The 25,885-nt window shown below is 67.5% G+C and carries 23 protein-coding genes; 21 read left to right on the top strand and 2 right to left on the bottom strand.

Features of this window, described 5'->3' with window-relative positions:
* Positions 1–7: 7 nt before the first annotated feature.
* From CDN36_RS19280 to CDN36_RS19205, 16 genes are all read left to right on the top strand, one after another.
* Positions 8–952 (top strand): ABC transporter permease, encoded by a 945-nt coding sequence (locus CDN36_RS19280; RefSeq protein WP_150557234.1) that lies wholly within the window; start codon positions 8–10, stop codon positions 950–952.
* A gap of 149 nt (positions 953–1,101) precedes the next feature.
* A complete protein-coding gene (locus CDN36_RS19275; protein ID WP_241014123.1) occupies positions 1,102–2,019 on the top strand; it encodes an ABC transporter permease in 918 nt (305 codons plus the stop codon).
* Between the two features lie 53 nt (positions 2,020–2,072).
* Positions 2,073–3,710 (top strand): gamma-glutamyltransferase family protein, encoded by a 1,638-nt coding sequence (locus CDN36_RS19270; protein WP_150557235.1) that lies wholly within the window; start codon positions 2,073–2,075, stop codon positions 3,708–3,710.
* Positions 3,711–4,035: 325 nt separating this feature from the next.
* The gene (locus CDN36_RS19265) at positions 4,036–6,444 is read left to right on the top strand and encodes an MCP four helix bundle domain-containing protein (RefSeq protein WP_287497649.1); all 2,409 of its coding nucleotides are present in this window, start codon (positions 4,036–4,038) and stop codon (positions 6,442–6,444) included.
* 2 nt (positions 6,445–6,446) lie between these two features.
* Positions 6,447–7,175, top strand: coding sequence for a methyl-accepting chemotaxis protein (locus CDN36_RS19260; RefSeq protein ID WP_287497662.1), 729 nt, complete (start codon positions 6,447–6,449; stop codon positions 7,173–7,175).
* Positions 7,176–7,191: 16 nt separating this feature from the next.
* Positions 7,192–7,749: a hypothetical protein gene (locus CDN36_RS19255; protein ID WP_287497648.1), complete on the top strand. Its 558-nt coding sequence runs from the start codon at positions 7,192–7,194 to the stop codon at positions 7,747–7,749.
* A 100-nt stretch (positions 7,750–7,849) separates the two neighbouring features.
* Positions 7,850–8,491: a chemotaxis protein CheX gene (locus CDN36_RS19250; RefSeq protein WP_287497647.1), complete on the top strand. Its 642-nt coding sequence runs from the start codon at positions 7,850–7,852 to the stop codon at positions 8,489–8,491.
* Between the two features lie 46 nt (positions 8,492–8,537).
* A complete protein-coding gene (locus CDN36_RS19245) occupies positions 8,538–8,903 on the top strand; it encodes a response regulator (protein WP_150557239.1) in 366 nt (121 codons plus the stop codon).
* A gap of 165 nt (positions 8,904–9,068) precedes the next feature.
* The gene (locus CDN36_RS19240) at positions 9,069–9,650 is read left to right on the top strand and encodes a MarR family winged helix-turn-helix transcriptional regulator (protein WP_353846871.1); all 582 of its coding nucleotides are present in this window, start codon (positions 9,069–9,071) and stop codon (positions 9,648–9,650) included.
* A gap of 368 nt (positions 9,651–10,018) precedes the next feature.
* Positions 10,019–11,275 carry a 3-(3-hydroxy-phenyl)propionate transporter MhpT gene (gene mhpT, locus CDN36_RS19235; protein ID WP_287497646.1) on the top strand — a complete coding sequence of 419 codons (1,257 nt, stop codon included), beginning with the start codon at positions 10,019–10,021 and terminating at the stop codon, positions 11,273–11,275.
* Between the two features lie 169 nt (positions 11,276–11,444).
* The gene (locus tag CDN36_RS19230) at positions 11,445–12,611 is read left to right on the top strand and encodes a porin (protein ID WP_287497645.1); all 1,167 of its coding nucleotides are present in this window, start codon (positions 11,445–11,447) and stop codon (positions 12,609–12,611) included.
* A gap of 141 nt (positions 12,612–12,752) precedes the next feature.
* Complete coding sequence (locus CDN36_RS19225) at positions 12,753–13,583, top strand: p-hydroxycinnamoyl CoA hydratase/lyase (protein ID WP_150557241.1); 831 nt, start codon at positions 12,753–12,755, stop codon at positions 13,581–13,583.
* 99 nt (positions 13,584–13,682) lie between these two features.
* Positions 13,683–15,134, top strand: coding sequence for an aldehyde dehydrogenase (locus tag CDN36_RS19220; RefSeq protein WP_150557242.1), 1,452 nt, complete (start codon positions 13,683–13,685; stop codon positions 15,132–15,134).
* Positions 15,135–15,170: 36 nt separating this feature from the next.
* A complete protein-coding gene (locus CDN36_RS19215; RefSeq protein WP_502920392.1) occupies positions 15,171–17,105 on the top strand; it encodes a feruloyl-CoA synthase in 1,935 nt (644 codons plus the stop codon).
* Position 17,106: 1 nt separating this feature from the next.
* Positions 17,107–18,852, top strand: coding sequence for an acyl-CoA dehydrogenase family protein (locus tag CDN36_RS19210; RefSeq protein ID WP_150557243.1), 1,746 nt, complete (start codon positions 17,107–17,109; stop codon positions 18,850–18,852).
* Positions 18,849–19,733, top strand: a complete 885-nt coding sequence (locus CDN36_RS19205; protein WP_150557244.1) for an amidohydrolase family protein — start codon at positions 18,849–18,851, stop codon at positions 19,731–19,733. Before CDN36_RS19210 ends, CDN36_RS19205 begins: the two co-directional genes overlap by 4 nt.
* Positions 19,734–19,779: 46 nt before the next feature.
* On the opposite strand, the gene pcaQ is transcribed toward CDN36_RS19205, so the two are convergent.
* Complete coding sequence (gene pcaQ / locus CDN36_RS19200; protein WP_150557245.1) at positions 19,780–20,727, bottom strand: pca operon transcription factor PcaQ; 948 nt, start codon at positions 20,725–20,727, stop codon at positions 19,780–19,782.
* 131 nt (positions 20,728–20,858) lie between these two features.
* Between pcaQ and pcaH the strand changes: the two genes are divergently transcribed.
* The 5 genes from pcaH (at position 20,859) to pcaD (ending at position 24,889) form a co-directional block, all read left to right on the top strand.
* Positions 20,859–21,569 carry a protocatechuate 3,4-dioxygenase subunit beta gene (gene pcaH / locus CDN36_RS19195; RefSeq protein ID WP_287497644.1) on the top strand — a complete coding sequence of 237 codons (711 nt, stop codon included), beginning with the start codon at positions 20,859–20,861 and terminating at the stop codon, positions 21,567–21,569.
* 3 nt (positions 21,570–21,572) lie between these two features.
* A complete protein-coding gene (gene pcaG / locus CDN36_RS19190; RefSeq protein ID WP_287497643.1) occupies positions 21,573–22,163 on the top strand; it encodes a protocatechuate 3,4-dioxygenase subunit alpha in 591 nt (196 codons plus the stop codon).
* Positions 22,164–22,276: 113 nt separating this feature from the next.
* Positions 22,277–23,656, top strand: a complete 1,380-nt coding sequence (locus CDN36_RS19185) for a 3-carboxy-cis,cis-muconate cycloisomerase (protein ID WP_287497642.1) — start codon at positions 22,277–22,279, stop codon at positions 23,654–23,656.
* On the top strand, positions 23,653–24,078 hold the full coding sequence (gene pcaC / locus CDN36_RS19180) for a 4-carboxymuconolactone decarboxylase (RefSeq protein ID WP_150557249.1): 426 nt from the start codon (positions 23,653–23,655) through the stop codon (positions 24,076–24,078). The genes CDN36_RS19185 and pcaC overlap by 4 nt, the downstream gene beginning before the upstream one ends.
* 13 nt (positions 24,079–24,091) lie before the next feature.
* Positions 24,092–24,889 carry a 3-oxoadipate enol-lactonase gene (pcaD, locus tag CDN36_RS19175; RefSeq protein ID WP_287497641.1) on the top strand — a complete coding sequence of 266 codons (798 nt, stop codon included), beginning with the start codon at positions 24,092–24,094 and terminating at the stop codon, positions 24,887–24,889.
* Here the strand turns inward: pcaD and CDN36_RS19170 are convergent.
* Positions 24,886–25,815, bottom strand: coding sequence for a helix-turn-helix domain-containing protein (locus tag CDN36_RS19170; protein ID WP_287497640.1), 930 nt, complete (start codon positions 25,813–25,815; stop codon positions 24,886–24,888). The two genes, pcaD and CDN36_RS19170, sit on opposite strands and share 4 nt — an antisense overlap.
* Positions 25,816–25,885 lie beyond the last annotated feature (70 nt).

Raw genomic sequence — 25,885 nt, 5'->3', positions numbered from 1 at the left:
CGCCGCCATGCTGCGACTCGTCGTCCATCGCGCGCTGGTGGCGATCCCCACGCTGATCATCGTCTCGATGATGATCTTCGGGCTGCAGAAGATGCTGCCCGGCGACCCCGTGCTCGCGATGGCCGGCGAGGACCAGAACCCGCAGGTCATCGCGGCCCTGCGCGAGAAGTACCACCTCGACAAGCCGCTGCCCACGCAATACGCGCTCTGGATGGGCGACGTACTGCGCGGCGATCTCGGCCGCTCGCTGCGCACCGGCGAACCCGTGACCAGGCTCATCGCGCAGAAGCTCCCCGTGACGCTGCAGCTCGCGGCGTTCGGTCTTGCGATCGCCATCGGCATCGGCATTCCGCTGGGCATTCTGGCGGCGGCCAATCGCGGCAAGGCGATCGATTACGGCGCCAACGTGCTGGCGCTCTCGGGCATGTCGATTCCGAACTTCTGGCTCGGCATCCTCCTCATCTTTCTCGTCTCGGTGCGCTGGCAACTGCTGCCGTCCTCGGGCTACGTGCCGCCGGGCGAAGACCTGTGGATGAGCCTGAAGACGATGATCATGCCCGCGTTCGTGCTGGGGGCGGCGCTCGGCGCGCAGCTCATGCGCCATACGCGCAGCGCCATGCTCGGCGTGCTGCGCACCGACTACATCCGCACGGCGCGAGCGAAAGGCCTGTTGCGCGGCGCCGTGGTGCTCAAGCACGCATTGCGCAATGCGTTGATCCCGATCGTGACGGTGCTCGCGCTGCTGTTGGGCGAACTGCTGGCGGGCGCGGTGCTCACCGAGCAGGTCTTCACGATCCCGGGCTTCGGAAAGCTGGTCGTGGACGCGGTGTTCAACCGCGACTACGCGGTCGTGCAAGGCGTGGTGCTGGTCACGGCCGTGAGCTTCATCGTGTTGAACCTGCTCGCGGACGTGCTCTACGTGCTGCTCAATCCGCGCCTCAGACGTGCATGAGGCGGCGAATGAGGCGGCGCATGAGGCGTTCCCGAGACGTTCCCTGATGCGTTCATGAACTGTTCTTGAAGCGCGTCCGAAACACGTCAGGACGGCGCAACGTTTCTCGACCGACACCGGAACCCGTACAGACTTCACCGACTTCGAACATGGCCGCACTGCCCACGACTCCTCCATCGCCGAACACGCCTGCCACGGGGATTGCCCCAGCCGCTGCGGTCGCTGCGGCGCCGCGCCGCCGCTATCGCGGCCTGCGCAAGTTCGTGCGCAACCGCGCGGCCGTGGCCGGCGCCGTTATCGTCGCGTTCGCGGTGATCGTGGCACTCTTCGCGCCGTGGCTCTCGCCGCACGATCCCATCGCCACGAGCTTCCTCGCGGTGCGGCAGGCGCCGGGCGCGCTGCATTGGTTCGGCACGGACGAACTGGGCCGCGACGTGCTCGCGCGCATGATCTACGGCGCACGCGCCTCGCTCGCCGCGGGCGTGGTGTCGGTCGGCATCGCCGTGATCGTGGGCGTGCCGCTCGGGCTGCTCGCCGGCTACTTCGGGCGCTGGGCGGATGCGATCGTGTCGCGTCTGGCCGACGCGCTGCTCTCGATCCCTTTCCTGATTCTGGCCATCGCGATGGCGGCGTTTCTCGGCGCGAGCCTTACCAATGCCATGATCGCCATCGGCGTGTCCGCCATGCCGCGCTTCGTGCGCCTGGCGCGAGCGCAGGCGCTCACCGTCAAGGCGGAGGAGTACGTGGAGGGCGCGCGCGCCATCGGTCTCACGCACACGCGCATCATCGTGCGCTACATTCTTCCCAACGTGCTGCCGCCGATCATCGTGCAGGCGAGCCTCACGGTCGCGACCGCCATCATCGCGGAGGCAAGTCTGTCGTTTCTCGGGCTGGGGCAACTGCCCCCCGCGCCGTCGTGGGGCTCGATGCTCAACACCGCCAAGGATTTCGTGGAGCAAGCGCCCTGGATGTCCATTTTCCCCGGTATCGCCATCTTTCTGACGGTACTCGGCTTCAACCTGCTGGGCGACGGGCTGCGTGACGCCCTCGATCCGCGCGAACAATAGCGCGAGCCCGCGGGACACTTCCACCACCATAGACAGAGGTCAACAGCAAGTCCATGACGCACTTCAATTGGCAGAACCCGTACCCGACGCCGCGCCTGCCGGTGTTCGCCCGCAACATCGTGTCGACGTCGCACCCGCTCGCGGCTCAGGCCGGTCTGCGCATCCTCTGGCAGGGCGGCAACGCCGTGGACGCGGCGATTGCCGCCGCCGCGTGCATGACCATCGTCGAGCCGGTGTCCAACGGTCTGGGCGGGGACTGCTTCGCACTCGTCTGGGACGGCAAGCAGGTCCACGGTCTGAACGCTTCGGGAACGGCGCCGGGCGCATGGAGCGTCGACTATTTCCGCAAGAAGTACGGCGAGGAGCACGGCATCGCCAGGCAGCCGATGCGCGGCCTCGACACCGTAACGGTGCCCGGCGTGATCGCGGGCTGGGAGGCGCTGCACGCGAAGTTCGGCAAGCTGCCGTTCGCCGACCTGATGGCGCCGGCCATCGACATTGCCGAACGGGGTCACGCCATCGCGCACATCGTGGCGCGCAAATGGGCCGCCGCCGTGCCCGAACTGAAGAACCAGCCCGGTTACGCGCAGACCTTCACGATCAATGGCCGTGCGCCGACCACGAGCGAGATGATGCGTTTTCCGGGCCACGCGCGCACGCTGCGGCTGCTGGCCAAGGAGGGGCCGCGCGCGTACTACGAAGGCGAGATCGCGCAGCGTATCGCCGCGTGGAACGCCGAGCATGGCGGTGCGATGACGGCCGAGGATCTGCGCAACTACCGCGCCGACTGGGTCAAACCCATCGAGAAGGACTATCGCGGCTACACCGTGCACGAGATTCCGCCGAACGGGCAGGGCATTGCGGCGCTGATGGCGCTGGGCATTCTCGAGAAGTTCGACGTATCGAGCATGGCGGTGGACCGCGTGCATTCGCAGCACTTGCAGATCGAGGCGATGAAGCTCGCCTTCGCCGACCTGTACAAGTACGTAGCGGATCCACGTTCGATGGAAGTCACGCCGGAGCAGATGCTCGACGACGCCTATCTCACCGAGCGCGCGCGGCTGATCGACCCCGAGCGCGCCACGCAGTTCGACTTCGGCATGCCGAAGGCGGGCGGCACCATCTATCTGAGCGCGGCCGACGAGCACGGCATGATGGTGAGCTTCATCCAGTCGAACTACATGGGCTTCGGTTCGGGCGTGGTCGTGCCCGATCTGGGCATCGCGCTGCAGAACCGCGGCTGCGGCTTCTCGATGGACCCGAAGTCGGCCAACGTGGTCGAAGGCGGCAAGCGCCCGTTCCATACGATCATTCCGGCCTTCCTCACGCAGAAGGTGGACGGCAGGCACGAAGCGGTCATGAGCTTCGGCGTGATGGGCGGCGACATGCAGCCGCAGGGCCATCTGCAGTCGATCGTGCGCATGCTCGACTACGGCCAGCAGCCGCAGGCCGCATGCGACGCGCCTCGCTGGAAGGTCAACCGCGACTTCACCATCGACGTCGAAGCGACGCTCGATCGCGAGACCGTCGCGGGCCTGGTCGCGCTTGGCCATAAGCTCAAGGCCATTGACGACCCGTACATGGACTTCGGTTCCGGCCAGTACATCTGGCGTCTGGATCGCAACGATCCGGAGCGCGGTTACGTGGCCGCGAGCGACAGCCGTCGCGACGGCCTGGCCGCCGGCTATTGAGGACCAGCCACCCGCCTCGCCGGGGCGGGTCCCCCGGCGGGCCGGCGCACCCGGTGCCGATCGCGATCGCCGCCGCCCGAAGGGACGGCGGGAGGACCGAAGCGCGCGCCGCCGCACTGTCAGTGCGTGCTCACTCGTCTCGGATTCCTACATGGGGTTGCCGGCATGAGGCTACGTGAAGCTTCCGTTGGTTCATCGAATCGTCACAGTTCCCCCGCGATAATCACGTCGCACGAAGAATCTACAAACTAATTCGGCGGCCGATCTACCGCGTCCATTCGCGCGGGGGCACCGGGCGCCGGTGCGACCCGGGGAAAATGACGCCATGACGATCCGTCATCGAATAACGCTATTGGTGATCCTGACGTTTGTCGCGCTCTCGATCATTGGTGGCTATGCCGTCTACCAGACGCGCGCGAGCGCACAGAAGGTGCGCCAGGTAACGGAAGGCGTGGTGCCGAGCGCGCTCGCTTCCGCCGATCTCGTCTCGCAGGTCAAGGCGGTCCAGATCGCCACCATGACGCTGGTGTACGCGCCGGATGGCACCGTCGTCGAACAGGCGCTCGACAATCTGAGGAAGCTGCGCGGCGAGATCGACCAGTCGCTCGCCCGTCAGGCCGAAGGCGCTGCCAGCGATGCGCAGAAGGGCCTCGTCACCCAGGCGCGCGAGAGCGTCGAGAACTACTTCAATGCGATTGCCGAGACGGCCCGACTCAAGCAGGCGGGCAAGACCGAGATGGCGCAGGCGTTCCTTTTCGCCATGGTCGCGCAGTATCGCGACGAGCTCGAAGGCGTGGTCAACACGCTGCGCGTGGAGAAGAACCGCCAGAAGGACTCGGCCATTGCCACGCTCAACGACACGCTCTCGACCACCACGACGGCCATCGGCCTCGTGACCGGACTGGCCATCGTGCTGCTCACGGCCGTCGGCGCGCTGCTCTACCGGCAGATCACGCGTCCGCTCTCGCGCATGCAGGCGATGATGAGCGAGATCGCCAGCAGCCAGGACTTCACGCGTCGGGTGCCGGTCGGCCGCATGGACGAGATCGGTCATTCGATCGTCGCGTTCAACGGCATGATCGAGAAGATTCAGGAGCGATCCGCGCAGCTCAAGCAGAAGACGGCCGACATTCAGGCCATGTTGCAGAACATGCAGCAGGGCATTCTGACGGTGATCGACGGCTCGAAGGTGCATGGCGAGTATTCCGCCTACCTCGAAGCGATCTTCGAGACGAAGGATATCGCCGGACGTCCGGTCATGGAACTGGTCTTCGGCGACAGCGATCTGGGCTCGGACGCGCTCTCCCAAGTCGAAGCGGCCATCGACGCGTGCATCGGGCAGGACGCCGTCAACTTCGCCTTCAACGAGCACCTGCTGGTCGGCGAGATCGGCAAGCGCATGGCCGACGGCCGCGTGAAGCAGCTCGATCTGACGTGGTCCGCGATCACCGACGAGAACGACACGATCCTGCGCCTGATGCTGTGCGTGCGCGACGTGACCGAGCTGCGCGAACTGGCCGCCGAGGCCAACGAGCAGAAGCAGCGCCTGGAGATGATCGGCGAGATTCTGGCCGTCAGCCAGGAAAAATTCCATCACTTCATCGAGAGCTCCACGAGCTTCATCCGCGAGAACGAGCGCATCATCCGCAAGCATTCGCAGGCCGACAGCGCGGCGATCGCGGAGCTGTTCCGCAACATGCACACGATCAAGGGCAATGCGCGCACGTACAACCTGCAGTACCTGACCAACGTCGTGCACGAGACCGAGCAGCGCTACCACGAACTGCGCCAGCCCGACGTTGCCCGCCAGTGGGACCAGGACGGCCTGATGCGCGAGCTCCAGCGCGTGCGCGAAGCCGTCGACACCTACGCGCGGATCAACGAGATGAGCCTGGGCCGCAAGGGGCCGGGCAAGGCCGCCGATGAACAGACGATGGTGGTCGATCGCGCACACATCCGCGCGAGCCTGCGCATGCTCGAAGCGGCCGACCCGAACGACCTGCGTCAGCTCGTCGCCATGCGCGACGCCGTGCACCAGACGCTGCGTCTGCTTGGCACCGAAGGCGTGGGCGAGGCGCTGGGCGGCGTGCTCGACTCGCTGCCGTCGCTGGCCGCCGAGCTGGGCAAGCCAGCCCCGGTCGTGCGCATCGACGACAACGGCTACCGGCTGCGCCCGCCGGCCGTGCGCATCCTGCGCGACGTGTTCATGCACCTGTTGCGCAATTCGATGGACCACGGCCTGGAGAGCGCCGAGGAACGCCGCGCCAGCGGCAAGCCGGAGGCCGGCACCATCGATATCGAAGTGGGCCTCGATCACAACATGCTGCAGGTCACGCTGACCGACGACGGGCGCGGCCTCGCGCTGCACCGGATTCGCAGCATCGCGGTGCAGCGCGGCTGGATCACTGAGCAAACCTACGTGAGCGACGAGCAGATCGCGCAGTTCATCTTCCGCCCCGGCTTTTCGACGGCCTCGCAGGTCACCGAAGTCTCCGGGCGCGGCGTGGGCATGGACGCGGTGCAGGACTTCGTGCGCCGCGAGCACGGACGCATCGAGCTGCGCTTTACCGACGAGCGCAAGGGCGCCGAGTATCGCCAGTTCCAGACGGTCGTTTGTCTGCCCGACAACCTCGTGGTCGACGGCTTCGACTTGAATAGCGTGGCTGCCGACGCGGTCGATCCGCCGGCGCTCGCGAGCGGCGCGCGCAACGCACCGCTTTCGGAGACGAGATGAGTATGTCGGCAGTGCAATGGGTGTTGGCCGGTGTGCTCGCCGGCGCAGCGGGAGCGGGGCTGATCGCGTTCGTCGCGCACCGCGCGCGCCTGGCGCGGGCCACCGCGCATTGGCGCGCGCTCACGAAGACGCATGACGAGGCGCTCGAGCAGGCGCTGGAGCGCGAGCGCCTCGCCGTCGCCGCGAAGGCCGAACTCGCACAGGCCAACGACGAGGCGCTGGCCGAGCTGCGCGCGCGCCTCGCACGGGCGGAGCAGGACCTGCAGGCGGCGCGCAAGTCGGAAGCGGCCGTGCTCGACGCCAAGGCGATGTGGCAGGGCGAGGCGCAGCGCATCGCCGGCGAAGCCGCGCGCCTGCGCGGGCTGGCGGCGACCTTCGAGCGCTGGCATGAGCAAATGATCTCGCTCATGACGCAGAACCAGGACATGCACGCGAAGAACCACGAGCTCGCGTCCATCGTGCGGCATGTGCTGATCGTCTCGCTCAACGCGTCGATCGAAGCGGCGCGCGCGGGCGCGGCCGGGCGCGGCTTCGGCATCGTGGCGAGTGAAGTGCGTGCGCTTGCCACCCGCTCGGAGGAGCTCTCGAAGAGCTATCGCGACAGCTTGCATCGCAACGACGTGACCACCACGGCGACGTTTCAGGACATTCAGGCGGGCGGCAAGATGATCGCGGCCTCGCTCTCCAGTGTCGAGGCGCTCGCCCAGCAGTTGCATTCCCGACTTCACTGAGCAGGCAGGTTTCGTTGTGATCAGCGCTCACGCACGCGACAGTTTCGAACGCATTCTCCACAAGGCCGCGCGCACCCGGCTTGCCCGCGCCGAGCACGACGTGTGCGAGATCGTGCCGATCGGTACGAGCCACGACGCGCGGGACAGCGCCGATCTGGCAGCCCGCTACGCCAACGTGGTGGTGCTCACGATCTCGTCGATCGGCTTTCGCATGCTGCTCGTGCTGCATTTCGACGAAGACGAGACGACCGCGGCGTACTTCTGCGGCGACGCCGGGGACAAGCCGTTTCGCGAAGTGTTTCTCGAGATCAGCAACCTGTGCTGCGGCGCGATCAACCAGGAGCTGCTCAATTATTTCCCCGACCTTGGCATGTCCACGCCCTATGTGCTGAGCGCGCGCTGCGTGCCGTACCTCATGCAGCTCAAGCCGAATCATCTGGCGTCGTGGGAAATCACCTTCGCGGGCTCGGTGCGGCTCGCGGCCACGCTGTGCGTGTGCGCGCACGCGCCGCTCGACTTTCACGCCGACGTCGCCGGGACGCAGGACAGCAGCGGCGAGCTCGAGATGTTCTGAGCGCACGGCCTCCCACGCCCGGGCGGCGGCCCGATCGGCGCCGGGCGGGTCGCCCGGCATCGCCCAACACCGAATTACGACTTGGCAAGGAAATACGACAATGAACCGAAGCACCCCCCGCGAGTCGGTCAGCCAGTTTCTGATCCTGGACGACAGCGTCGAGCACGAATATCCCGAAGCGCTCGTGCGCGGCATGATCGACATCACCGAAGGCGTGTTTCGCGGTCTGTTCGGCGATATCGCGCTGTCGTGCGAGCCCCCGAGCGTGGTGCGCGATCGCATCATCTTCGGTGAAGTGTTCAGCCTGATCCCGCTCGAGAGCGCCTGGTGCCGCGGCTACATGATGATGCAGGCCGAGCAGGTGCCGTTCATGCAATTGCTGGAGCACACCGGCCGCTGCGAGGGGCAGGCCGGCTTTCGCGAGCTCAACGGTATGCTCGGCGAACTGACGAACCTCATCTGGGGGGCGTTCAGAAATCGTTACATGGGCGATCCGGCAACGGTCGACCGCATGCAGGTGCAGGTGCCGCTGCTCATCAACCACAAGCAGAAGTACATCTCGTTCGGCACCGACAACCCGCAGCTGTGTTTCGTCTACCGGTTCACCGATCCGGTCGACGGCCGCGTCGTCACGCTGCATCAGCATTTCGTGTTCAGTCTCAACTGGTCGCCCGAAGCGTTCCGCGAAGCGGCGCAGGCGAGCGCCGGGACTGTCGAGACCGGGGCGCTCGAACTGTTCTGAGGCCCCGGCTTGCTCACCCATCACTCACACACACAAGGACAACACCATGGCTAAGATTCTCGTGGTCGACGATTCGAGCACCGTGCGCGACGAAGTCGCGGGCTTTCTGCGCAGGAACGGCTTGGACGTGGACACGGCCGTCGACGGCAAGGACGGCCTGGCCAAAATCAAGGCGAGTCCCGGCGTGAAGCTCGTCATCAGCGACGTGAACATGCCCAACATGGACGGCCTGACGATGGTCGAGAAGATTCGCGGCGAGCTCGCGAACACGACCGTCAACGTCGTGATGCTCACCACCGAGAGCAGCCCGGCCATGAAGGAGCGCGGCAAGGCCGCCGGCGTGAAGGGCTGGATCGTCAAGCCGTTCAAGGGCGAGGCGGTGCTCGAGACGTTCCGCAAGCTCGCCGGCTGAGCCGGGCTGCGACGCGTCTCGCGTCGAAGGCGCGATCGGACGTGGGCAACTGCGGCGCTGCACGCAGGACGCAGGCATCGCGGCGAATGTCGCCGCCACGCAGCGGCGGCGTTACACTGCTCACTTTCCGCATTCGCGAAGATCGCGCATTCTCGCCTTTAGCCCATGAGCGTCGCATCCCAGAAAAAGAAACCGGCTGCCGTCCCCGAATCCCAACAATCCGTCGCCGGCGCGCCAGATGCCGAGACGAACGACGCGCGCGGCGCGCATGACGCCGGCGCCTACGTCCCGCGTCCGGCGGCCGATGCGGCAGACGCCCGTCCGCGCCGCTCCAAGCTGCGGCTCACCTACGTCATCGCGAGCCTGGACCGGCTGCTGCGCCGCCACATGACCGAGGCGCTCGCGCCGCTCGGCCTCACGCTCGCGCAGTTCACGGCGCTGTCGGTGCTCGACGCCCGCGGCAAGCTCTCCAATGCGCAGCTCGCGCAACGCTCGTTCATCACACCGCAATCGGCCAACGAAGTGGTGAGCGTCATGGCCGCGCGCCAGTGGATCACGCGCGAGCCCGACCCCAATCACGGCCGCATCGTGCTGCTGCAACTGACCGACGAAGGCCGTCGGGTGCTCGCGCAATGCGAGGCCGTCGCGAAGGAGATCGACGCACGCATGCGCGCCGGCGTCAGCCGCGAGGACGCCGCCGCCGTGCAGCGCCATCTCGAACTGTTCGTCCGGAACCTGCGCGACTGAACCTCCCCCTCCACCGGCTCGGACCTCATGGCCGTACCGCCTCGCCCGACTCCGGGTTTGTCCCGACCCGCCGATTGCTTGTTTTGTCAGGTAGCTTGATATTAAATGGAGTCCGTCGCGCGCAGGGAAGACGCGCACGAGTGAAAGCGACCGAATCCCGGTGATATCGCAAGACGAAGACGGCGAGCCCTTCGTGCGGCCTCGTCCCAGTTGCGATGCGCATGCCGTTAATATCAGGTTTCCTGATTAATAACCTGATTGATTGGCGAATGTACATCGTCTCGTCGCCCGATGCCGGCAACGGCGCATCAGGTGCCGCCAGCGACAGGCGGCAGCCGACGTCCATCAAGAAGAGTACAGGAGACACCATGGAATCGAATCGGGACGGCAGCGCGCAGGCGTTGCCATTGGGGGCCGAGGGCGCCGGCAGTGCGTCGAGTCCGGTCGCGCTCACGCTGGCGCTGTGTTTTGCGGTGGCACTGCTCGAGGGCCTCGACCTGCAGTCGGTCGGCGTGGCCGCGCGAGGCATGGCCCGGGAGTTCGGCCTGAGCGTCGCCCAGATGGGCATTGCCTTTTCGGCGGGCACCTTCGGTCTGCTGCCGGGGGCGATGGTCGGCGGGCGCCTGGCAGACAGCATCGGCCGCAAGCGCGTGCTGATGCTGTCTGCGGCGCTTTTCGGCGTGCTGTCGATCGCCACGGCGTTCGTATCGGACTTCTGGATGCTGGTGATCGTGCGCGTGCTCACGGGCATCGGCCTGGGCGGCGCAATGCCGAACCTGATCGCACTGTCCTCGGAGGCGGTTGCGCCGCGCCTGCGCGGCACGGCGGTGAGCATCATGTACTGCGGCATTCCGCTGGGCGGCGGCATCGCGGCGACCATCGGCATGCTCACGGTAAGCGAGGCGGATTGGCGCCACATCTTCTACGTCGGCGGCGTCGGCCCGCTGCTGCTGTTGCCGCTGCTCGCGATCTGGCTGCCCGAGTCTCGCGCCTTCGCGGCGGCCACCGCGCAGGGGCAGCGCGCCACGCCCGCGCCCATGATGTCGGTGCTCTTCTCCGAAGGGCGCGGTATCTCGACGGTGCAACTGTGGCTGTCCTATTTCTGCACGCTCATCGTGCTGTACTTCCTGCTCAATTGGCTGCCGTCGCTCATGGGCTCGCGAGGACTGGCGCGCGGCGAGATCGGCTGGGTGCAGATCCTCTTCAACGTGGGCAGCGCCGTGGGCGTGCTGTTGCTCGGCTACCTGATGGACCGCGCACGCATGTCGCTCGTGATCGGCGGCATGTACCTCGGCATGATCGCTTCGCTCGTCGGTCTGGCCGCCGCACACGGCTTCGGCGTGCTCGCCACGGCGGCATTTTTCGCGGGCATGTTCATCATTGGCGGCCAGTCCGTGCTGTACGCCCTCGCCGCGGCCTACTACCCGACGGCCATGCGCGGCACGGGCGTGGGCGCCGCCGTCGCGATCGGGCGCATCGGTTCGGTGGTCGGCCCGCTCGCGGCGGGCATGCTGCTCGCCGTGGGCAGCAGCGCGGCGGTGGTGATCGGTGCGAGCATCCCGGTCACCATCGTGGCGGCGCTCGCCGCGCTCACGCTGATCCGTCGTCCCCGCGCGGCCGACTGACCGGGCTTCATCGCGGTCGGCTTCGCTTGCATGCGACGGATGGCGCTTACTCGCCCCGTCGCGTTTTTTTCTTGAGCACGCGCCCGCGCGCTCGGGCTTTGAACTGCCGGCACGGCATCCATGCTCGGCCGGCGAGACACATAACTAAATCGATAACCAGGAGACTTTCATGGCACTTCGCTCTTTTCGCTTCGCTCCTTCGCGCAAGGGCGCCCTGGCGCTCGGCGCCTTCGCCGCTTGCGCCGCGCTGGCCGCGCCCGGCATGGCGCGCGCGCAGTCGAACGTCACGATGTACGGCATTGTCGACACCGGCATCGAGTACGTGTCGCACGCGAGCGCAAACGGCGCGGTGTGGCGCATGCCGGGCGTGACCGGCGAACTGCCGTCGCGTTGGGGCCTGCGCGGCAGCGAAGACCTCGGCGGCGGCCTGTCGGCCATCTTCCAGCTCGAGAGCGGTTTCAACGTGCGCGGCGGCGACCTCGGGCAGGGCGGCCGCCTGTTCGGCCGTCAGGCGTTCGTCGGCGTGAAGGGCCCCTACGGCACGCTCGCGTTCGGCCGTCAGTACACGATGACCTACTACGCGCTGCTGGGCTCGGACGTGCTCGGCCCGGACATCTACGGCATGGGCTCGTTCGACGCGTACATTCCGAACGCCCGTGCCGACAACTCGGTCACTTACCAGGTCGGCTGGCAGGGGCTGACCTTCGGCGTGGGCTATTCGTTCGGCCGCGACTCCGGCGGCACCGGCAACTCGCCGGGACAGGGCACATGCGCGGGCCAGGTGCCCGGACAGGCGGTGCAGTGCCGCGACTGGTCGGTGATGCTCAAGTACGACGCGAGCAACTTCGGCGTTGCGGCGTCGTATGAGGAGCAGCGCGGCGGCACCAACGCGGCGGCCAACTTCTTCGACGGTCAGCCGACGTCCGCCTTCACCAGCAGCAGCGACAAGGACACGCGCACGACGCTCGGCGCGTACTACAAGTACGGCGCGCTCAAGGTCGGCGGCGGCTGGCTCGGCCGGCGCGTCTCCACGTCGGCAGTCAACACGCACTCGGACCTGTTCTATCTGGGCGCCGCCTATAACGTTACGCCGGCATGGCTCGTCGACGGCGAGGTCTATCGCATCATCAACAGCGACCACGACACGCGCGGCACCATGACCACGCTGCGTGCGACGTATTCGTTCTCGGTGCGCACCGCCGTCTACGCGCAGGCCGCCTATCTGTTCAACAGCGCGCGCGCGGCGTACTCCGTGAGCGGCGGCGGTGGCGGCACCACGCCGCCGGCCGGCACGGGCCAGACCGGGGTGATGCTCGGCATGCGCCACACGTTCTGATTTTTTCCGGATCAGGGTTTTTACTGAAGACATCGGGCTTGTAATGTAAGGTTTCCTGATATTAAATGTGACTGTTGGCAACGCCGCGCGTCACTTCCGGCGCGCGGTGCAGGAAATTCAGGACACTTGGGAATTACGCAAATGAATGCATACGAAGGACGCTGGAAAACGATCGACGTGAAGGTGCAGGACGGCATTGGCTGGGTCACTTTCAACCGCCCGGACAAGCGCAACGCGATGAGCCCGACGCTCAACGCCGAGATGAACCAGGTGCTCGACGCGCTCGAACTCGACGCCGACGCCAAAGTGATCGTGCTGACCGGCGCGGGCGCGGCGTGGACGGCCGGCATGGACCTGAAGGAGTATTTCCGCGAGATCGACGGCGGCCCGGAAATCGTGCAGGAGCGCGTTCGCCGCGACGCGTCCGACTGGCAGTGGCGCCGCCTGCGCATGTACGCGAAGCCCACCATCGCGATGGTCAACGGCTGGTGCTTCGGCGGCGGTTTCTCGCCGCTGGTGGCATGCGATCTGGCCATCGCCGCCGACGAAGCCGTGTTCGGCCTGTCGGAAATCAACTGGGGCATTCCGCCGGGCAATCTGGTGAGCAAGGCGATGGCCGACACCGTGGGACACCGTCGCGCGCTGCACTACATCATGACCGGCGACACGTTTACCGGCGCGCAGGCCGCCGAGATGGGGCTCGTCAACCAGAGCGTGCCGCTCGCGCAACTGCGCGAAGCCACGCTGGCGCTGGCGGCCAAATTGCTGGAAAAGAACCCGGTGGTGCTGCGTGCGGCCAAGCACGGCTTCAAGCGCTCGCGTGAGCTCACGTGGGAGCAGTGCGAAGATTATCTGTACGCGAAGCTCGATCAGGCGCAGTTGCGCGACCCCGAGCATGGCCGTGAGCAGGGCCTCAAGCAATTCCTCGACGACAAGTCGATCAAGCCGGGGCTGCAGGCTTACAAGCGTTGATGCGGCGCCCGGGAAAGCAGCCGGCAAAGTAGCCCGGGAAAGCAGCCCGGGAAAGCGACCGGGCAAACGGTGCAATGAAGGGACGAAGGAGAATGCGCAATGCATGAAGTGCAGATGCTGATCGGCGGGCAGTGGCGCGGCGCGCAGGGCGGCGCAACGTTCGAGCGGATCGATCCGGTGACGGGCGAGGTGGCGAGCCGCGCGCCGGCGGCCACGCTGGCCGACGCGCAGGCCGCGGCCGACGCCGCGCAGGCGGCCTTTCCGGCGTGGGCGGCGCTCTCGCCCACGGCACGCCGCCAGCGCCTGCTTGCCGCGGCCGAGTGCATGGACGCGCGCGCGGCGGAGTTCATCGCAATCGGTGCGGCCGAGACCGGGGCCATGGCCAACTGGTATGGCTTTAACGTCATGCTCGCCGCGAACATGCTGCGCGAGGCGGCGGCGATGACCACGCAGATCGACGGCAGCGTGATTCCGAGCGACGTGCCGGGCAGCCTCGCGCTCGCCGTGCGCTCCCCGGTCGGCGTGGTGCTGGGCATCGCGCCGTGGAACGCCCCGGTGATTCTCGCCACGCGCGCGCTCGCCATGCCGCTTGCCTGCGGCAACACGGTGGTGCTCAAGGCCTCGGAGCAGTGCCCCGGCGTGCATGCGCTCATCGGCGCGTGCCTGCACGAGGCTGGCCTCGGCGATGGCGTGGTCAATGTCGTGACGAACGCGCCGCAGGATGCCGGCGACATCGTGGCGCACCTCATCGCGCACCCTGCGGTGCGGCGCGTGAACTTCACCGGCTCCACGCACGTGGGCCGCATCATCGCGAGGCTGGCGGCCGAGCATCTGAAACCGGCGTTGCTCGAACTCGGCGGCAAGGCGCCGGTGCTCGTGCTCGACGACGCCGACCTGGATGCGGCCGTCGACGGTATCGCCTTCGGCGCGTTCTTCAATCAGGGGCAGATCTGCATGTCGACCGAGCGTGTGATCGTCGACGCGAAGATCGCCGACGCCTTCGTCGAGAAGCTCACCGCCAAGGCAGCCAAGCTGCGCGCGGGCGCCCCCACGTCGCCCGACAGTGTGCTCGGCGCGATGGTGAGCGCACAGGCGGCCTCGCGTGTCGCCGCGCTGGTGGAGGACGCGCGCGAGCACGGCGCGCGCCTGCCGCTGGGCTGCCGCGTGGAGGGCGCGATCATGCAGGCTACCATCGTCGACGGCGTGACGCCCGCAATGCGTCTGTATCGCGAAGAGTCGTTCGGGCCGGTGGTCACCATCGAGCGCGTGAGCGGCGACGAAGACGCCGTGCGCGTGGCCAACGACAGCGAATTCGGCCTGTCGGCGGCGATCTTCAGTCGCGACGTGGCTCGCGCGATGCAACTCGCCAGAAGAATCGAGTCCGGCATCTGCCACATCAACGGCCCGACGGTGCACGACGAAGCGCAGATGCCGTTCGGCGGCGTGAAGGCCAGCGGTTACGGACGCTTCGGCAGCAAGGCGTCCATCGGCGAGTTCACCGAACTGCGCTGGATCACCGTGCAGACCACACCGCGCCATTACCCGATCTGATCGCCAGGGCGCCTGCGGGCGCGACGACGAATGAGGATGCGCCCGCGCGCGAATGCTCCCGAGAGAGCGGCGCGCCCGGGCGACGCAGGAGACAGTGTTTTGAACCAAGGCAACAACACGGCCCCGGACGGGCATCGCTACCGCCGGGTCACCATCGGCAACCCCGGCGTCGAAGTGCGGCGCGACGGCGAGTTCTGGTACCTGCGCTCGCGCGAGCCGCTGGGCGACTTTCCCGTGCGGCTCACCGACCGGCTCGTGTCCGGTGCGGCGCGTCACCCCGAGCGCTGGCTCGTTGCGCGGCGCGGCCCGGACGGCCGGTGGATCGGCATCAGTTACGCACAGATGCTCTCGCGGGCGCGTGCGATCGGTCAGGCGCTGCGAGATCGTGGGCTGTCACCGGAGCGCCCCATCGCCATCCTGTCGGGCAACGATCTCGAACATTTCCAGCTCGCGCTCGGCGCCATGGTGGCCGGCGTGCCCTTCGCGCCAATTTCGCCGGCGTACTCGATCGTGTCGACGGATTTCGGCAAGCTGCGGCACACGATGGACCTGCTGCAGCCGGGGCTCGTGTACGCGAGCGACGCGAGCGCCTATGGCCGCGCGATGGACGCGGTGCTGCCCGCGGAGGTGATCCGCGTCTCGGCGCAGGGCGGGCAGGGCACGCTCGCGTTCGATGCGCTGCTCGACACCACGCCGCGCGACATCGACGCGCATCACGCCAGGGTCAACGCCGACACGGTGGCGAAGATTCTGTTCACGTCCGGCTCGACGCGCCAGCCGAAGGCCGTACCCACCACGCAACGCATGTTGTGCAGCAACCAGCAGATGCTGCTGCAGACGTTTCCCACTTTCGGCGAGCAACCGCCCGTACTGGTCGACTGGCTGCCGTGGAATCACACCTACGGCGGCAGCCACAACGTGGGCATCGCGCTCTACAACGGCGGCACGTTGTACATCGACGACGGCAAGCCCGTGGCCGGCAAGTTCGAGGAGACACTGCGCAACCTGCGCGAGATTTCGCCCACGGTGTACTTCAACGTGCCCAAGGGCTGGGAAGATCTCGCCATCGCGCTGGAGACGGACGCCGTGTTGCGCGAGCGTTTCTTCGCGCGCGTGAATCTCTATTTCTTCGGCGGCGCGGGGTTGTCGCAGGCCGCGTGGGACCGGCTCGAGCGCGTGACCGAAGCGCACTGCGGCGAGCGCATCCGGATCATGTCCGGCCTGGGCATGACCGAGACGTCGCCCAGTTGCATGTTCACGACGGGCCCGATCATGCGCGCGGGCTACATCGGCCTGCCGGCGCCGGGCTGCGAGGTCAAGCTCGCACCGGTCGGCGGCAAGCTCGAAGTGCGCTTTCGCGGCCCGAACGTGATGGCGGGCTACTGGCGCCATGTGGCGACGGACCCCGTGTTCGACGAGGAAGGCTACTACTGCACGGGCGATGCCGCGACGTTTGTCGACGTGGCGCAGCCGGAGCTCGGGCTGCAGTTCGACGGCCGCATTACCGAGGACTTCAAGCTCACGTCGGGCACGTTCGTGAGCGTGGGTCCGCTGCGCGCGCGCGTGATCTCGGAAGGGGCGCCCTACGTGCAGGACGCCGTCGTCACCGGCATCAACCGGGCCGACATCGGTCTGATGGTGTTTCCGCGCGTGGAGGACTGCCGTCGCCTGAGCGGACTGGGCGCCGACGCGCCGCTCGCCGAGGTGCTCGCCTCGCCGGCCGTGCGCGACGTCTTCTCGGCGCTGCTCGAGCGGCTCAATGCCACTGCCGGCGGCAGCGCGACCTACGTTGCGCGGCTCATGCTGCTCGACACGCCGCCGTCGCTCGATCGCGGCGAGGTGACCGACAAGGGCTCGATCAACCAGCGGGCCGTGCAGGACCACCGCGCCGCGGCGGTCGATGCCCTGCACGCGGCACAGCCGGGCAAGACGGAGGACCCGCGCATCATTCTTGCGCCGGCCCGACGCTGACATGGCGAGCCCGGCATCGCAAAGCGCGGCGCAGGACATTGCGTTCGTGCTGGAAACGCTCGGCGTGGGCGAAGCGCTCGCGCGTCTCGCGCCGTTGCGCGAACTCGACACGGCAACGCTCGTGCAGGTCGTCGACGAGGCCGCGCGCTTCGCGGGCGACGTGCTCGCGCCGCTCAACGCCGTGGGCGAGCGCGAGGGCTGCACATGGCGCGAGACCAACGGCGGCGAGGTGCGCACGCCCGCCGGCTTTGCCGACGCCTATCGGCGATATCGCGAGGCCGGCTGGCCGTCGCTGCCGTGTGATCCGTCGCTTGGCGGGCAAGGCCTGCCGGTAGTCGCGCAAGTGGCGGTGCAGGAGCTCACCGCCGGGGCGAACCTCGCCTGGACCATGTATCCCGGCATTCTGCATGGCGCCTACGAGTGCGTGCATCGCTTCGGAAGCGAGGCCTTGCGGGCTGCCTGGCTCGGGCCGTTGGTCAGCGGCGAAACGCTCGCGACCATGTGCCTGACCGAACCGGGCGCGGGCAGCGACCTTGGCCGGATCCGCACGCGTGCGCAATGGGCCGACGACGCGCACGAAACGGCCCGTATCACCGGCGAGAAGATCTTCATCTCGGGCGGTGAGCACGACCTCACGCCCAATATCGTGCATCTGGTGCTGGCCCGCACGCCCGGAGCCCCGGCCGGCAGCGCGGGGCTCTCGCTGTTTCTCGCGCCCAAGGTGCTGGCCGACGGCCGGCGCAACGCCGTGCGCTGCACGGGCCTCGAGCACAAGATGGGCATTCGCGGCAGCGCCACGTGTTCGATGGCGTTCGAGGGCGCCATCGGCTATCTCGTCGGCGCGCCCAACCGCGGACTCGAAGCGATGTTCGCGATGATGAACTCCGCGCGCCTGCATGTCGGCGCGTCGGGCGTCGGCCTCGCGCAGCGCGCCTACGACATGGCGCTGCGCCACGCCCATGAGCGCGTGCAGTCGCGTGTGGCCGACGGTGCGCCGGATGCACCCATCGCGCAGCATCCGGCCGTGTGGCGGCTGCTCGAGGGGCAGCGCGTGGCGGTCGAAGGCGCGCGACTGTTGCTGTATCGGGCCGCGCTTGCCGTCGACGAGTCGCATCACGCCCAGACCGCGCAGGCCCGCGCGCAGGCCCACGCCCTGGCGGCGCTGCTCACGCCCGTCGTCAAAGCAATGCTCACCGAGCGGGCTTTTCTCGGGGCGAGCGACGCGCTGCAGGTGTTCGGCGGCTACGGTTACATCGAAGAGACGGGGATCTCGCAGGTGCTGCGCGACGCGCGCGTCCCGATGATCTACGAAGGCACCAACGAAATCCAGGCCGTGGATCTTCTTCTGCGCAAGATTGCGAAGGACGACGGCGCCGCGTTGTCGCACTGGCTGTCATGGGCGCGCTCGCAAGTCGCCGAGGCGCGCCGTCTGGAGGGCCTCGGCGGGTTCGATGCGGCGCTCGCCTGCCTGGACGAGTGGGCGCAGCTCATGGCACCGCTGCTCGCGCTGACGCGGACGTCGCCGCGCGCGGCGCTGTGCGTGGCGGGCGAAGTGATGCGCTCGGTGCATGGACTGTCCATGGCGGGACTGTGGGCGCACGCCGCGCTCGCGGCAGTTGCGGCCGGCAGGGCGGATCGCGCCAAGTGCCGGGCCGCGCGCTACTGGCTCAAGTTCGAACTGCCGCAGACCCGGTGCGCGATGGCGATCGTCGCGGCACAACTGACCGATCCGGAGACGGCCGAATGAATCTCGACAAACTCGTCGCCATCGACACGCACGTGCACGCCGAGGTGTCGTGCTGCCAGCCGCCGGACCTGTTCGGCAAGGCGTTCGACGACGCCGCCGACAAGTACTTCGGCACGGTGCTCAAGCAGAACCGCCGCCCGACGATTCCGCAGACCATCGAGCATTATCGCGAGCGCAACATCGGCTTCGTGATGTTTACGGTCGATTGCGAGGCGAACATCGGCCGTCGCCGCATTCCGAACGAGGAGATCGCGGGATTTGCACAGGAGAACGCCGACATCATGATCGCATTCGCGAGCATCGATCCGCACAAGGGACGCATGGGCGTGCGCGAGGCGCGGCGTCTCGTCGAGACGTTCGGTGTGCGCGGCTTCAAGTTCCATCCGACCATGCAGGGATTCTTCGCGAACGACCGCATGGCGTATCCGATGTACGAACTGATCGCCGAGCACAAGCTCACGGCGGTCTTCCACAGCGGCCATTCGGGCATCGGCTCCGGCATGCCGGGCGGCGGCGGTCTGCGGCTCAAGTTCTCGGAGCCGATTCACCTCGACGACGTGGCGACGGACTTTCCCGACATGAACATCGTCATCGCGCATCCGTCGTGGCCCTGGCAATCGCAGGCGCTGTCCATCGCGCTGCACAAGCCGAACGTCTACATCGATCTGTCGGGATGGTCGCCGAAGTACTTTTCGCCGGAGCTGATCCAGTATGCCAATTCGCTGCTGCGCGAGAAGATGCTGTTCGGCTCGGACTTCCCGCTGATCGCGCCCGATCGCTGGCTTCGCGACTTCGAGACGGCCGGCTTTCGCGACGAGGTCAGGCCGCTGCTGCTCAAGACGAACGCGGCGCGCATGCTCGGACTTGGAGGACAGGCCTGAGAGCGGGGCCCCGAGGCTACCCCGATGCGGACCTTCGGCGCGGATGTCAGCGCAGCCCCGGCATGCCGTAGCGCAGGCGAGCGGCCTCGCGCATGGCGCTGATAAGCGTTTGCTCCGGCGGGGTGGGCAAGGTGTCGTTGCGCCACAGAATGCCGATGGACTCCTCGGTGCCTTTCATGGCGAAGGGCAGGGCGCACAGCACACCCTGCGCCAGGTCGTCCTGCACGGTGATTTCCGAGGCGATCCAGACGACGTCGTCGTGCAGCGCCATCGCGCGCGCGAGCGACATCGACAGCAGTTCGGAATAGTCGTCGAGCGCGCCGACGCCGTGCGCGCGCAGGAAGCTGTCGGCCGTGTGGCGCAGGATCGTGCCGTGCGGTGGCAGCACCACATGGTAGCCGGCCACGTCGGCGAGCGACACGCTGCGCTGTTGCGCGAGCGGATGCGACGCACGCACGACCACGCACAGCGGAGTGGCGCACAGGTGCTCGAACGTGAGCCCGGCCATGCCCTCCGGGTCCGACATGCGACCGAGCGCGAGCGCGACCTGTCCGGACTTCAGTTGCGCGAGGAGCTGCTGGTTCGCGCCGGTATGCACCTGCACGACGATGCCGGGCCACTCGCGGCGGAATGTCGCGAGCACGCCGGGCATCATGGCCGCCGCCAGCGTGGGCAGCACGGCGATCTCGACCACGCCGCCCGTCTGGCCGACCGCTCGCGAGAGCACGTCGATGCCCTGACGCAGCGCGCTCACGCTCGCGCCCGCGTGGCGCAGGAACAGTTCGGCCTGTGCCGTCGGCCGCGCGCCGTTGCGTCCGCGATCGAACAGGCGCACGCCCAGGAGCCCCTCGAGCTCGGCAATCGTCTTGCTGACGGCGGGCTGGGTAATGGACAGCGCCTCGGCGGCGCGCTGCAGGCTGCCGTGTTGCGCCACGGCGAGCAGGCATTGGAGATGGCGCAGCTTGATCCGGCCGTCGAGTCGATGTCGTTCCATGCCGGGAAGTTATGAAAAGCTTAAGAAAATGTCAATAAATATATCCGTTCATTATGGATATAGTTGTCGAAAACAAACTGGCGGGCGCGCGGCGCCTGGCCGGACCGTCAACACAAAAATGGAGTGAGACCATGTCGAAAACGACAACCGTCCTGCGCCCCCGCGACTGGGATTCGCATCCCAGGCTCATCGACAGCGGGTACAAGTCCACGGCGCTGCGCGGCCCCAAACAACTGCTCGTCCCGATCAAGCAGAACCTGGCCGACCTGCGTGCGCCGGTGTACGGCCACGGCATCATCGGCGAGCTCGATGGCGATCTCACGCGCAATGCCGTGCGTAACGGCGAGCCGCTCGGCGAGCGCATCATCGTCACGGGCCGCGTGCTCGACGAAGGTGGCCGTCCGGTGCCCAACACGCTCGTCGAGCTCTGGCAGGCGAACGCATGCGGCCGCTACGTGCACAAGGTCGATCAGCACGATGCGCCGCTCGACCCCAACTTTCTCGGTGCCGGCCGTGCGCTGACCGACGCGCGGGGCCGTTACAAATTCCTGACGATCAAGCCGGGGGCCTATCCGTGGAAGAACCACCACAACGCCTGGCGTCCGCAGCATTTGCACTTCTCGGTGTTCGGTCAGTACTTCGCGACCCGTCTGGTCACGCAGATGTATTTCCCGGGCGATCCGCTGCTCGCCTACGATCCGATCTTCCAGGCCACGCCCGCGCACGCGCGCGACCGTCTGATCGCGCGCTTCTCGATGGATGTCACCGAGCCGGAGTACGCGCTGGGTTATGAGTTCGACATCGTGCTGCGCGGTGCCGATCAAACGCCGATGGAGTCCTGAGCCATGTCCGAATACAAACAAACGCCGTCGCAAACGGTCGGTCCGTACTTCGCCTACGGCTTGTCGCCCGAGCAATACCTGTATGACTTCAAGAGCGCCTTTACGCCGGTCGTGGCGACCGAGCGCGCCGAGGGCGAAGCGATCCGCCTGATCGGGCAGGTGCTCGACGGCGCGGGCAACCCGATCAACGACGCGCTCATCGAGGTCGTGCAGGCCGACGCCCACGGGCGTTATGTGCAGAGCGCGGACGATATCGCGCGCACCGGCTTTGCCGGGGCGGGCCGCTGCGGCACGGGCACCGATCCCGAGAATCGCTTCATCATCGAAACGATCAAGCCGGGCGCGGTCGCCCCGGGTGAGGCACCGCGCATCGACGTGATCCTGACGATGCGGGGCTTGCTCAATCACTTGTTTACGCGTATCTATTTCGACGACGAGGCCGTGGCCAACGCGCTCGACCCGGTGCTCCGGCAGGTGCCGGCCGAGCGTCGCCACACGCTCGTGGCGCGCCGCGAGGTGAGCGGCGGCCGCGTGTCGTACCGGTTCGACATCCGCATGCAGGGCGACGAGGAGACGGTATTCCTCGATCTCTGAGTTCGGCCATGCAAGGCTGAAACTGGCGCGGCTTCGGGCCGTCGGCAGCACGATGCCGGCGGCCTGCGGCCGCATCCGCATTTTTGCAACGCATCAACCACATCGAATTTCGGATGACGGAACTGCTTGACTCCTTGCTGCGCGGCGCTGCCGTGGCCAAGCGCTTTTCGCGCGACGCCACCCTGCAGGCCATGCTCGACTTCGAAGTGGCGCTCGCCAGTGCCGAAGCGGACGCGGGGCTCATTCCCGCCGCGGCCGTGGCGCCCATTGCCGCCGCCGCCCGGGCGAGCGAGCTCGACTGGCCGGCGTTGCGCGACGACGCGGCGCGCGCGGGCAACCTCGCCATTCCCCTCGTCAAGCAACTGACCGCCCGCGTGAGCGCGCGCGACGCCGAAGCCGCGCGCTTCGTCCATTGGGGGGCCACCAGCCAGGACGCCATCGACACCGGCCTCGTCCTGCAGGTGCGCGGCGCGCTCGACGATCTCGGCGCCGATCTCGTCCGCCTGATCCATCGCCTCGCCGCGCAGGTGCGCGCGCATCGCGCGACGGTGATGATCGGACGCACATGGCTGCAGCACGCGCTGCCCACCACGTTTGGCCTCAAGCTCGCCGGCACGCTCGACGCGCTGCTGCGCGCGCGCGCCGACCTGGCTGGCGTGCGCGAGCAGGCGCTATGCGTGCAGTTCGGCGGTGCGGCGGGCACGCTCGCGTCGCTCGGCACGCAAGGCCCCGCCGTCGCGGCGGCGCTCGCCCGTCGCCTGCATTTGCAAGAGGCGGCGACACCGTGGCATGGCCAGCGCGATCGCATTGTGCGCGTGGGCAGCTGGGCAGCTTCGCTCACGGGCTTGCTGGGCAAGTTCGCGCGCGACACGGCGCTGCTCACGCAGACCGAGGTCGGCGAGATCGCGGAAGCTTCCGGCCCGGGACGCGGCGGGTCGTCGACCATGCCACACAAGCGCAATCCGGTCGGCTGCGCGTCGATCCTGGCCGCCGCCGCCCGTACACCGCAACTCGCCGCCACGCTCTTCGGCGCGATGCAGCAGGATCACGAGCGCGGGCTGGGCACCTGGCACGCCGAGTGGGAGACGCTGCCCGAACTGCTCATGCTGTGCGGCGGTGCGCTGGCCGCTGCATGCGCGCTGGTCGAGGAGTGGAGCGTCGACACCGCACGCATGCGCGCGAACGTCGACATCACGCACGGGCTCATCATGGCTGAGGCGGTCACCATGGCGCTGGCCGAATCGATGGGCCGGCTCGAGGCGCATCGCCGTGTGGAGGCGCGCTGCCGCGATGCGATCGCGCAGCGGCGCCATCTGCTCGACGTGCTGCGCGAGGACGAGGCCATCACCGCGCTGCTGTCGGCCGAGGCGCTCGCGCGGCTGACGGAACCTCAACACTATCTGGGCGCCGCCGAGACGTTCGTGGACCGTGTACTGGCGCACGCCGACGTCGCGATGGCCCCCCAATCCCCAACCGGCAGGACATCCCAATGAACGATCAGGAACGCTACGACAACGGCATGCAGGTGCGCCGCGCCGTGCTCGGCGACGCGCACGTCGAGCGCACGCTCACGCGTCGCAACGAATTCAACGACGACTTCCAGAACTTCATCACGCGCTTTGCCTGGGGCGATGTCTGGACGCGGCCGGGCCTCACGCGCCACATGCGCAGCATGATCACGCTCTCGCTGCTCATCGCCCTCAATCGGGGCGACGAGTTCCGCATGCACGTTCGCGCGGCCTTCAACAACGGCGTGACGCGTAACGAGATGAAGGAGCTGTTCCTGCACGCCGCGCTGTACTGCGGTCTGCCCGCCGCGAATCAGGCGATTCACGACGCGGAGAAAGTGTTCGCGGAAATGGAAGCGGCCGATCCGGGTTCCACCACCCGCGCGCGCGATGGCGCGCAAGGATGAGGGGGCGAGGGCAATGACCGTGGAACGATTGATCGACATCGGCGACGCCGCGCTGCGCGTGGCCATCGACGGCGACGCATGCGCGCCGGCGCTCGTGCTCTCCAACTCGCTCGGTACGACGCTCGACATGTGGGCGCCGCAAGTGGACGTGCTCGCACGCGAATTCCGCGTGATCCGCTACGACACGCGCGGGCACGGCGGCTCGTCCGCGACGCCGGGCCCCTACACCATCGACCAGTTGGGGCGCGACGTGCTCGCGCTGCTCGATGCGCTCGAGATCGAGCGCGCGAATCTGGCGGGCGTGTCGATGGGCGGCATGACGGGCATGTGGCTGGGCATTCACGCGCCGCAGCGCCTCGCACGCCTCGCCATCATCTGCTCGTCGGCGCACATCGGCGGTGAGGACGGCTGGAACGCGCGCATTCGCGCCGTGAGTTCCGAAGGGATGGGCGCGGTCGCGGACGCTGTCGTCTCGCGCTGGTTCACGCCCGCGTATGCCGAGCGCGAACCGGCGACCATCGAGCGCATGAAGGCGATGTTCCGTTCGATCTCGCCGCAGGGCTACGCCGCGGCGTGCGCTGCCGTGCGCGACATGAACCAGCTCGACGAGATCGCTTCGATCAAGGCGCCGACGCTCGTCGTGACCGGCGCCGGCGATCTGGCTACGCCCCCCGCGATGTCGACGGCGATGGTGGAGCGCATTCCGGGCGCGACGCAGGTGATCGTGCCGGGCGCGCACCTGTCGAATATCGAATGCGCGACGGCGGTGAGCGATGCGTTGCTGACCTTCCTGCTGGGCGGCGCGCCCTAGTCTTTGTCGCCCAGATGCGCGTGTTGCGCCGTGCGCCGGAAGGCCGACGGCGTGACGCCGACGTGGCGCTTGAACACGCGGCAGAAGTACGCCGGGTCCTGGAAACCGAGCTCATAGGCTACGTGCGAGACGGGCGCCGGAATGTAGATGAGCTTGCGCCGGGCCTCGAGCATGAGCCGGTCCTGCACGAGATCGAACGCCGACTTGCCGGCGATGCGCCGGCACAGCCGATTGAGCTTGCTCTCGGTCACGTGCAGTCTTTCCGCGTAGGTGGGAATCGGCCACGCCTCGGTGTAGTGCGTCTCGACGAGTGCGCGAAAGCGGGCGAACAATTCCAGTTCCATGCGGCCCGCACGGCTTGCCGAGTCGTGGTGAGCGTGCAGCCGTGCGAGCAGCAGCAGTACGCTGCGCGTGAGCCATCCGACCATTTCCGCGTGCCCCAGCTGAGGACGTGAAAACTCGTCCATGATCAGACCCAGCAGCGTGTAGAGACGGTCGCGCGTTTGCGGGGCGTCGCCCAGCGTGAAGAGCCAGGGCTTGCTCAGCAGCGACTCCATGTCGGCATCGACGCCGAGCGCCGCATCGAACGGCACGCGCTGCGCCATCGTCAGCACGAAGCCGTGGGCGCCGCGCGAGAACCGAAAGTTGTGCACGGCCGATGGATGCACCGTGATCACGGCGGGGCCTTCGACTTCCCACGTCGCGTCGTCGACGTTCGCCTCGACCGTGCCTTCGAAGATGGCGAGCACCTGAAACAGTCCGAGATGCCGGTGCGTGTCGATATGCCAATCATAGAGACGGCTGCGCGTCTCGATCCATTCAATGTGCACGAAGTCGGCGCTGTCCGTTTCCGTCAACTCGCCGTACAGCGAGAATTCCGGGATCGTCTCGCGCGCCGCGCGCAGCCGGGATGACGCGACTGACATACTGGTTTTCCCTTGGGCGAAGTTGTCGAAAAAGTACAAGAAAGTCGTCGATTCATCCATTCAACGCGAC

Source organism: Pandoraea sp. CB10b_02 (genome assembly GCF_002216225.1).
Classification (GTDB): domain Bacteria; phylum Pseudomonadota; class Gammaproteobacteria; order Burkholderiales; family Burkholderiaceae; genus Pandoraea; species Pandoraea nosoerga.
This window is presented reverse-complemented; position numbering and strand designations above follow the sequence as displayed.

Coding starts and splice junctions, on each gene's coding strand:
- CDN36_RS19280 (WP_150557234.1), top strand. CDS start 8: ATGCTGCGACTCGTCGTCCATCGCGCGCTGGTGGCGATCCCCACGCTG.
- CDN36_RS19275 (WP_241014123.1), top strand. CDS start 1,102: ATGGCCGCACTGCCCACGACTCCTCCATCGCCGAACACGCCTGCCACG.
- CDN36_RS19270 (WP_150557235.1), top strand. CDS start 2,073: ATGACGCACTTCAATTGGCAGAACCCGTACCCGACGCCGCGCCTGCCG.
- CDN36_RS19265 (WP_287497649.1), top strand. CDS start 4,036: ATGACGATCCGTCATCGAATAACGCTATTGGTGATCCTGACGTTTGTC.
- CDN36_RS19260 (WP_287497662.1), top strand. CDS start 6,447: ATGTCGGCAGTGCAATGGGTGTTGGCCGGTGTGCTCGCCGGCGCAGCG.
- CDN36_RS19250 (WP_287497647.1), top strand. CDS start 7,850: ATGAACCGAAGCACCCCCCGCGAGTCGGTCAGCCAGTTTCTGATCCTG.
- CDN36_RS19245 (WP_150557239.1), top strand. CDS start 8,538: ATGGCTAAGATTCTCGTGGTCGACGATTCGAGCACCGTGCGCGACGAA.
- CDN36_RS19240 (WP_353846871.1), top strand. CDS start 9,069: ATGAGCGTCGCATCCCAGAAAAAGAAACCGGCTGCCGTCCCCGAATCC.
- mhpT (WP_287497646.1), top strand. CDS start 10,019: ATGGAATCGAATCGGGACGGCAGCGCGCAGGCGTTGCCATTGGGGGCC.
- CDN36_RS19230 (WP_287497645.1), top strand. CDS start 11,445: ATGGCACTTCGCTCTTTTCGCTTCGCTCCTTCGCGCAAGGGCGCCCTG.
- CDN36_RS19225 (WP_150557241.1), top strand. CDS start 12,753: ATGAATGCATACGAAGGACGCTGGAAAACGATCGACGTGAAGGTGCAG.
- CDN36_RS19220 (WP_150557242.1), top strand. CDS start 13,683: ATGCATGAAGTGCAGATGCTGATCGGCGGGCAGTGGCGCGGCGCGCAG.
- CDN36_RS19215 (WP_502920392.1), top strand. CDS start 15,171: ATGCGCCCGCGCGCGAATGCTCCCGAGAGAGCGGCGCGCCCGGGCGAC.
- CDN36_RS19210 (WP_150557243.1), top strand. CDS start 17,107: ATGGCGAGCCCGGCATCGCAAAGCGCGGCGCAGGACATTGCGTTCGTG.
- CDN36_RS19205 (WP_150557244.1), top strand. CDS start 18,849: ATGAATCTCGACAAACTCGTCGCCATCGACACGCACGTGCACGCCGAG.
- pcaQ (WP_150557245.1), bottom strand. CDS start 20,727: ATGGAACGACATCGACTCGACGGCCGGATCAAGCTGCGCCATCTCCAA.
- pcaH (WP_287497644.1), top strand. CDS start 20,859: ATGTCGAAAACGACAACCGTCCTGCGCCCCCGCGACTGGGATTCGCAT.
- pcaG (WP_287497643.1), top strand. CDS start 21,573: ATGTCCGAATACAAACAAACGCCGTCGCAAACGGTCGGTCCGTACTTC.
- CDN36_RS19185 (WP_287497642.1), top strand. CDS start 22,277: ATGACGGAACTGCTTGACTCCTTGCTGCGCGGCGCTGCCGTGGCCAAG.
- pcaC (WP_150557249.1), top strand. CDS start 23,653: ATGAACGATCAGGAACGCTACGACAACGGCATGCAGGTGCGCCGCGCC.
- pcaD (WP_287497641.1), top strand. CDS start 24,092: ATGACCGTGGAACGATTGATCGACATCGGCGACGCCGCGCTGCGCGTG.
- CDN36_RS19170 (WP_287497640.1), bottom strand. CDS start 25,815: ATGTCAGTCGCGTCATCCCGGCTGCGCGCGGCGCGCGAGACGATCCCG.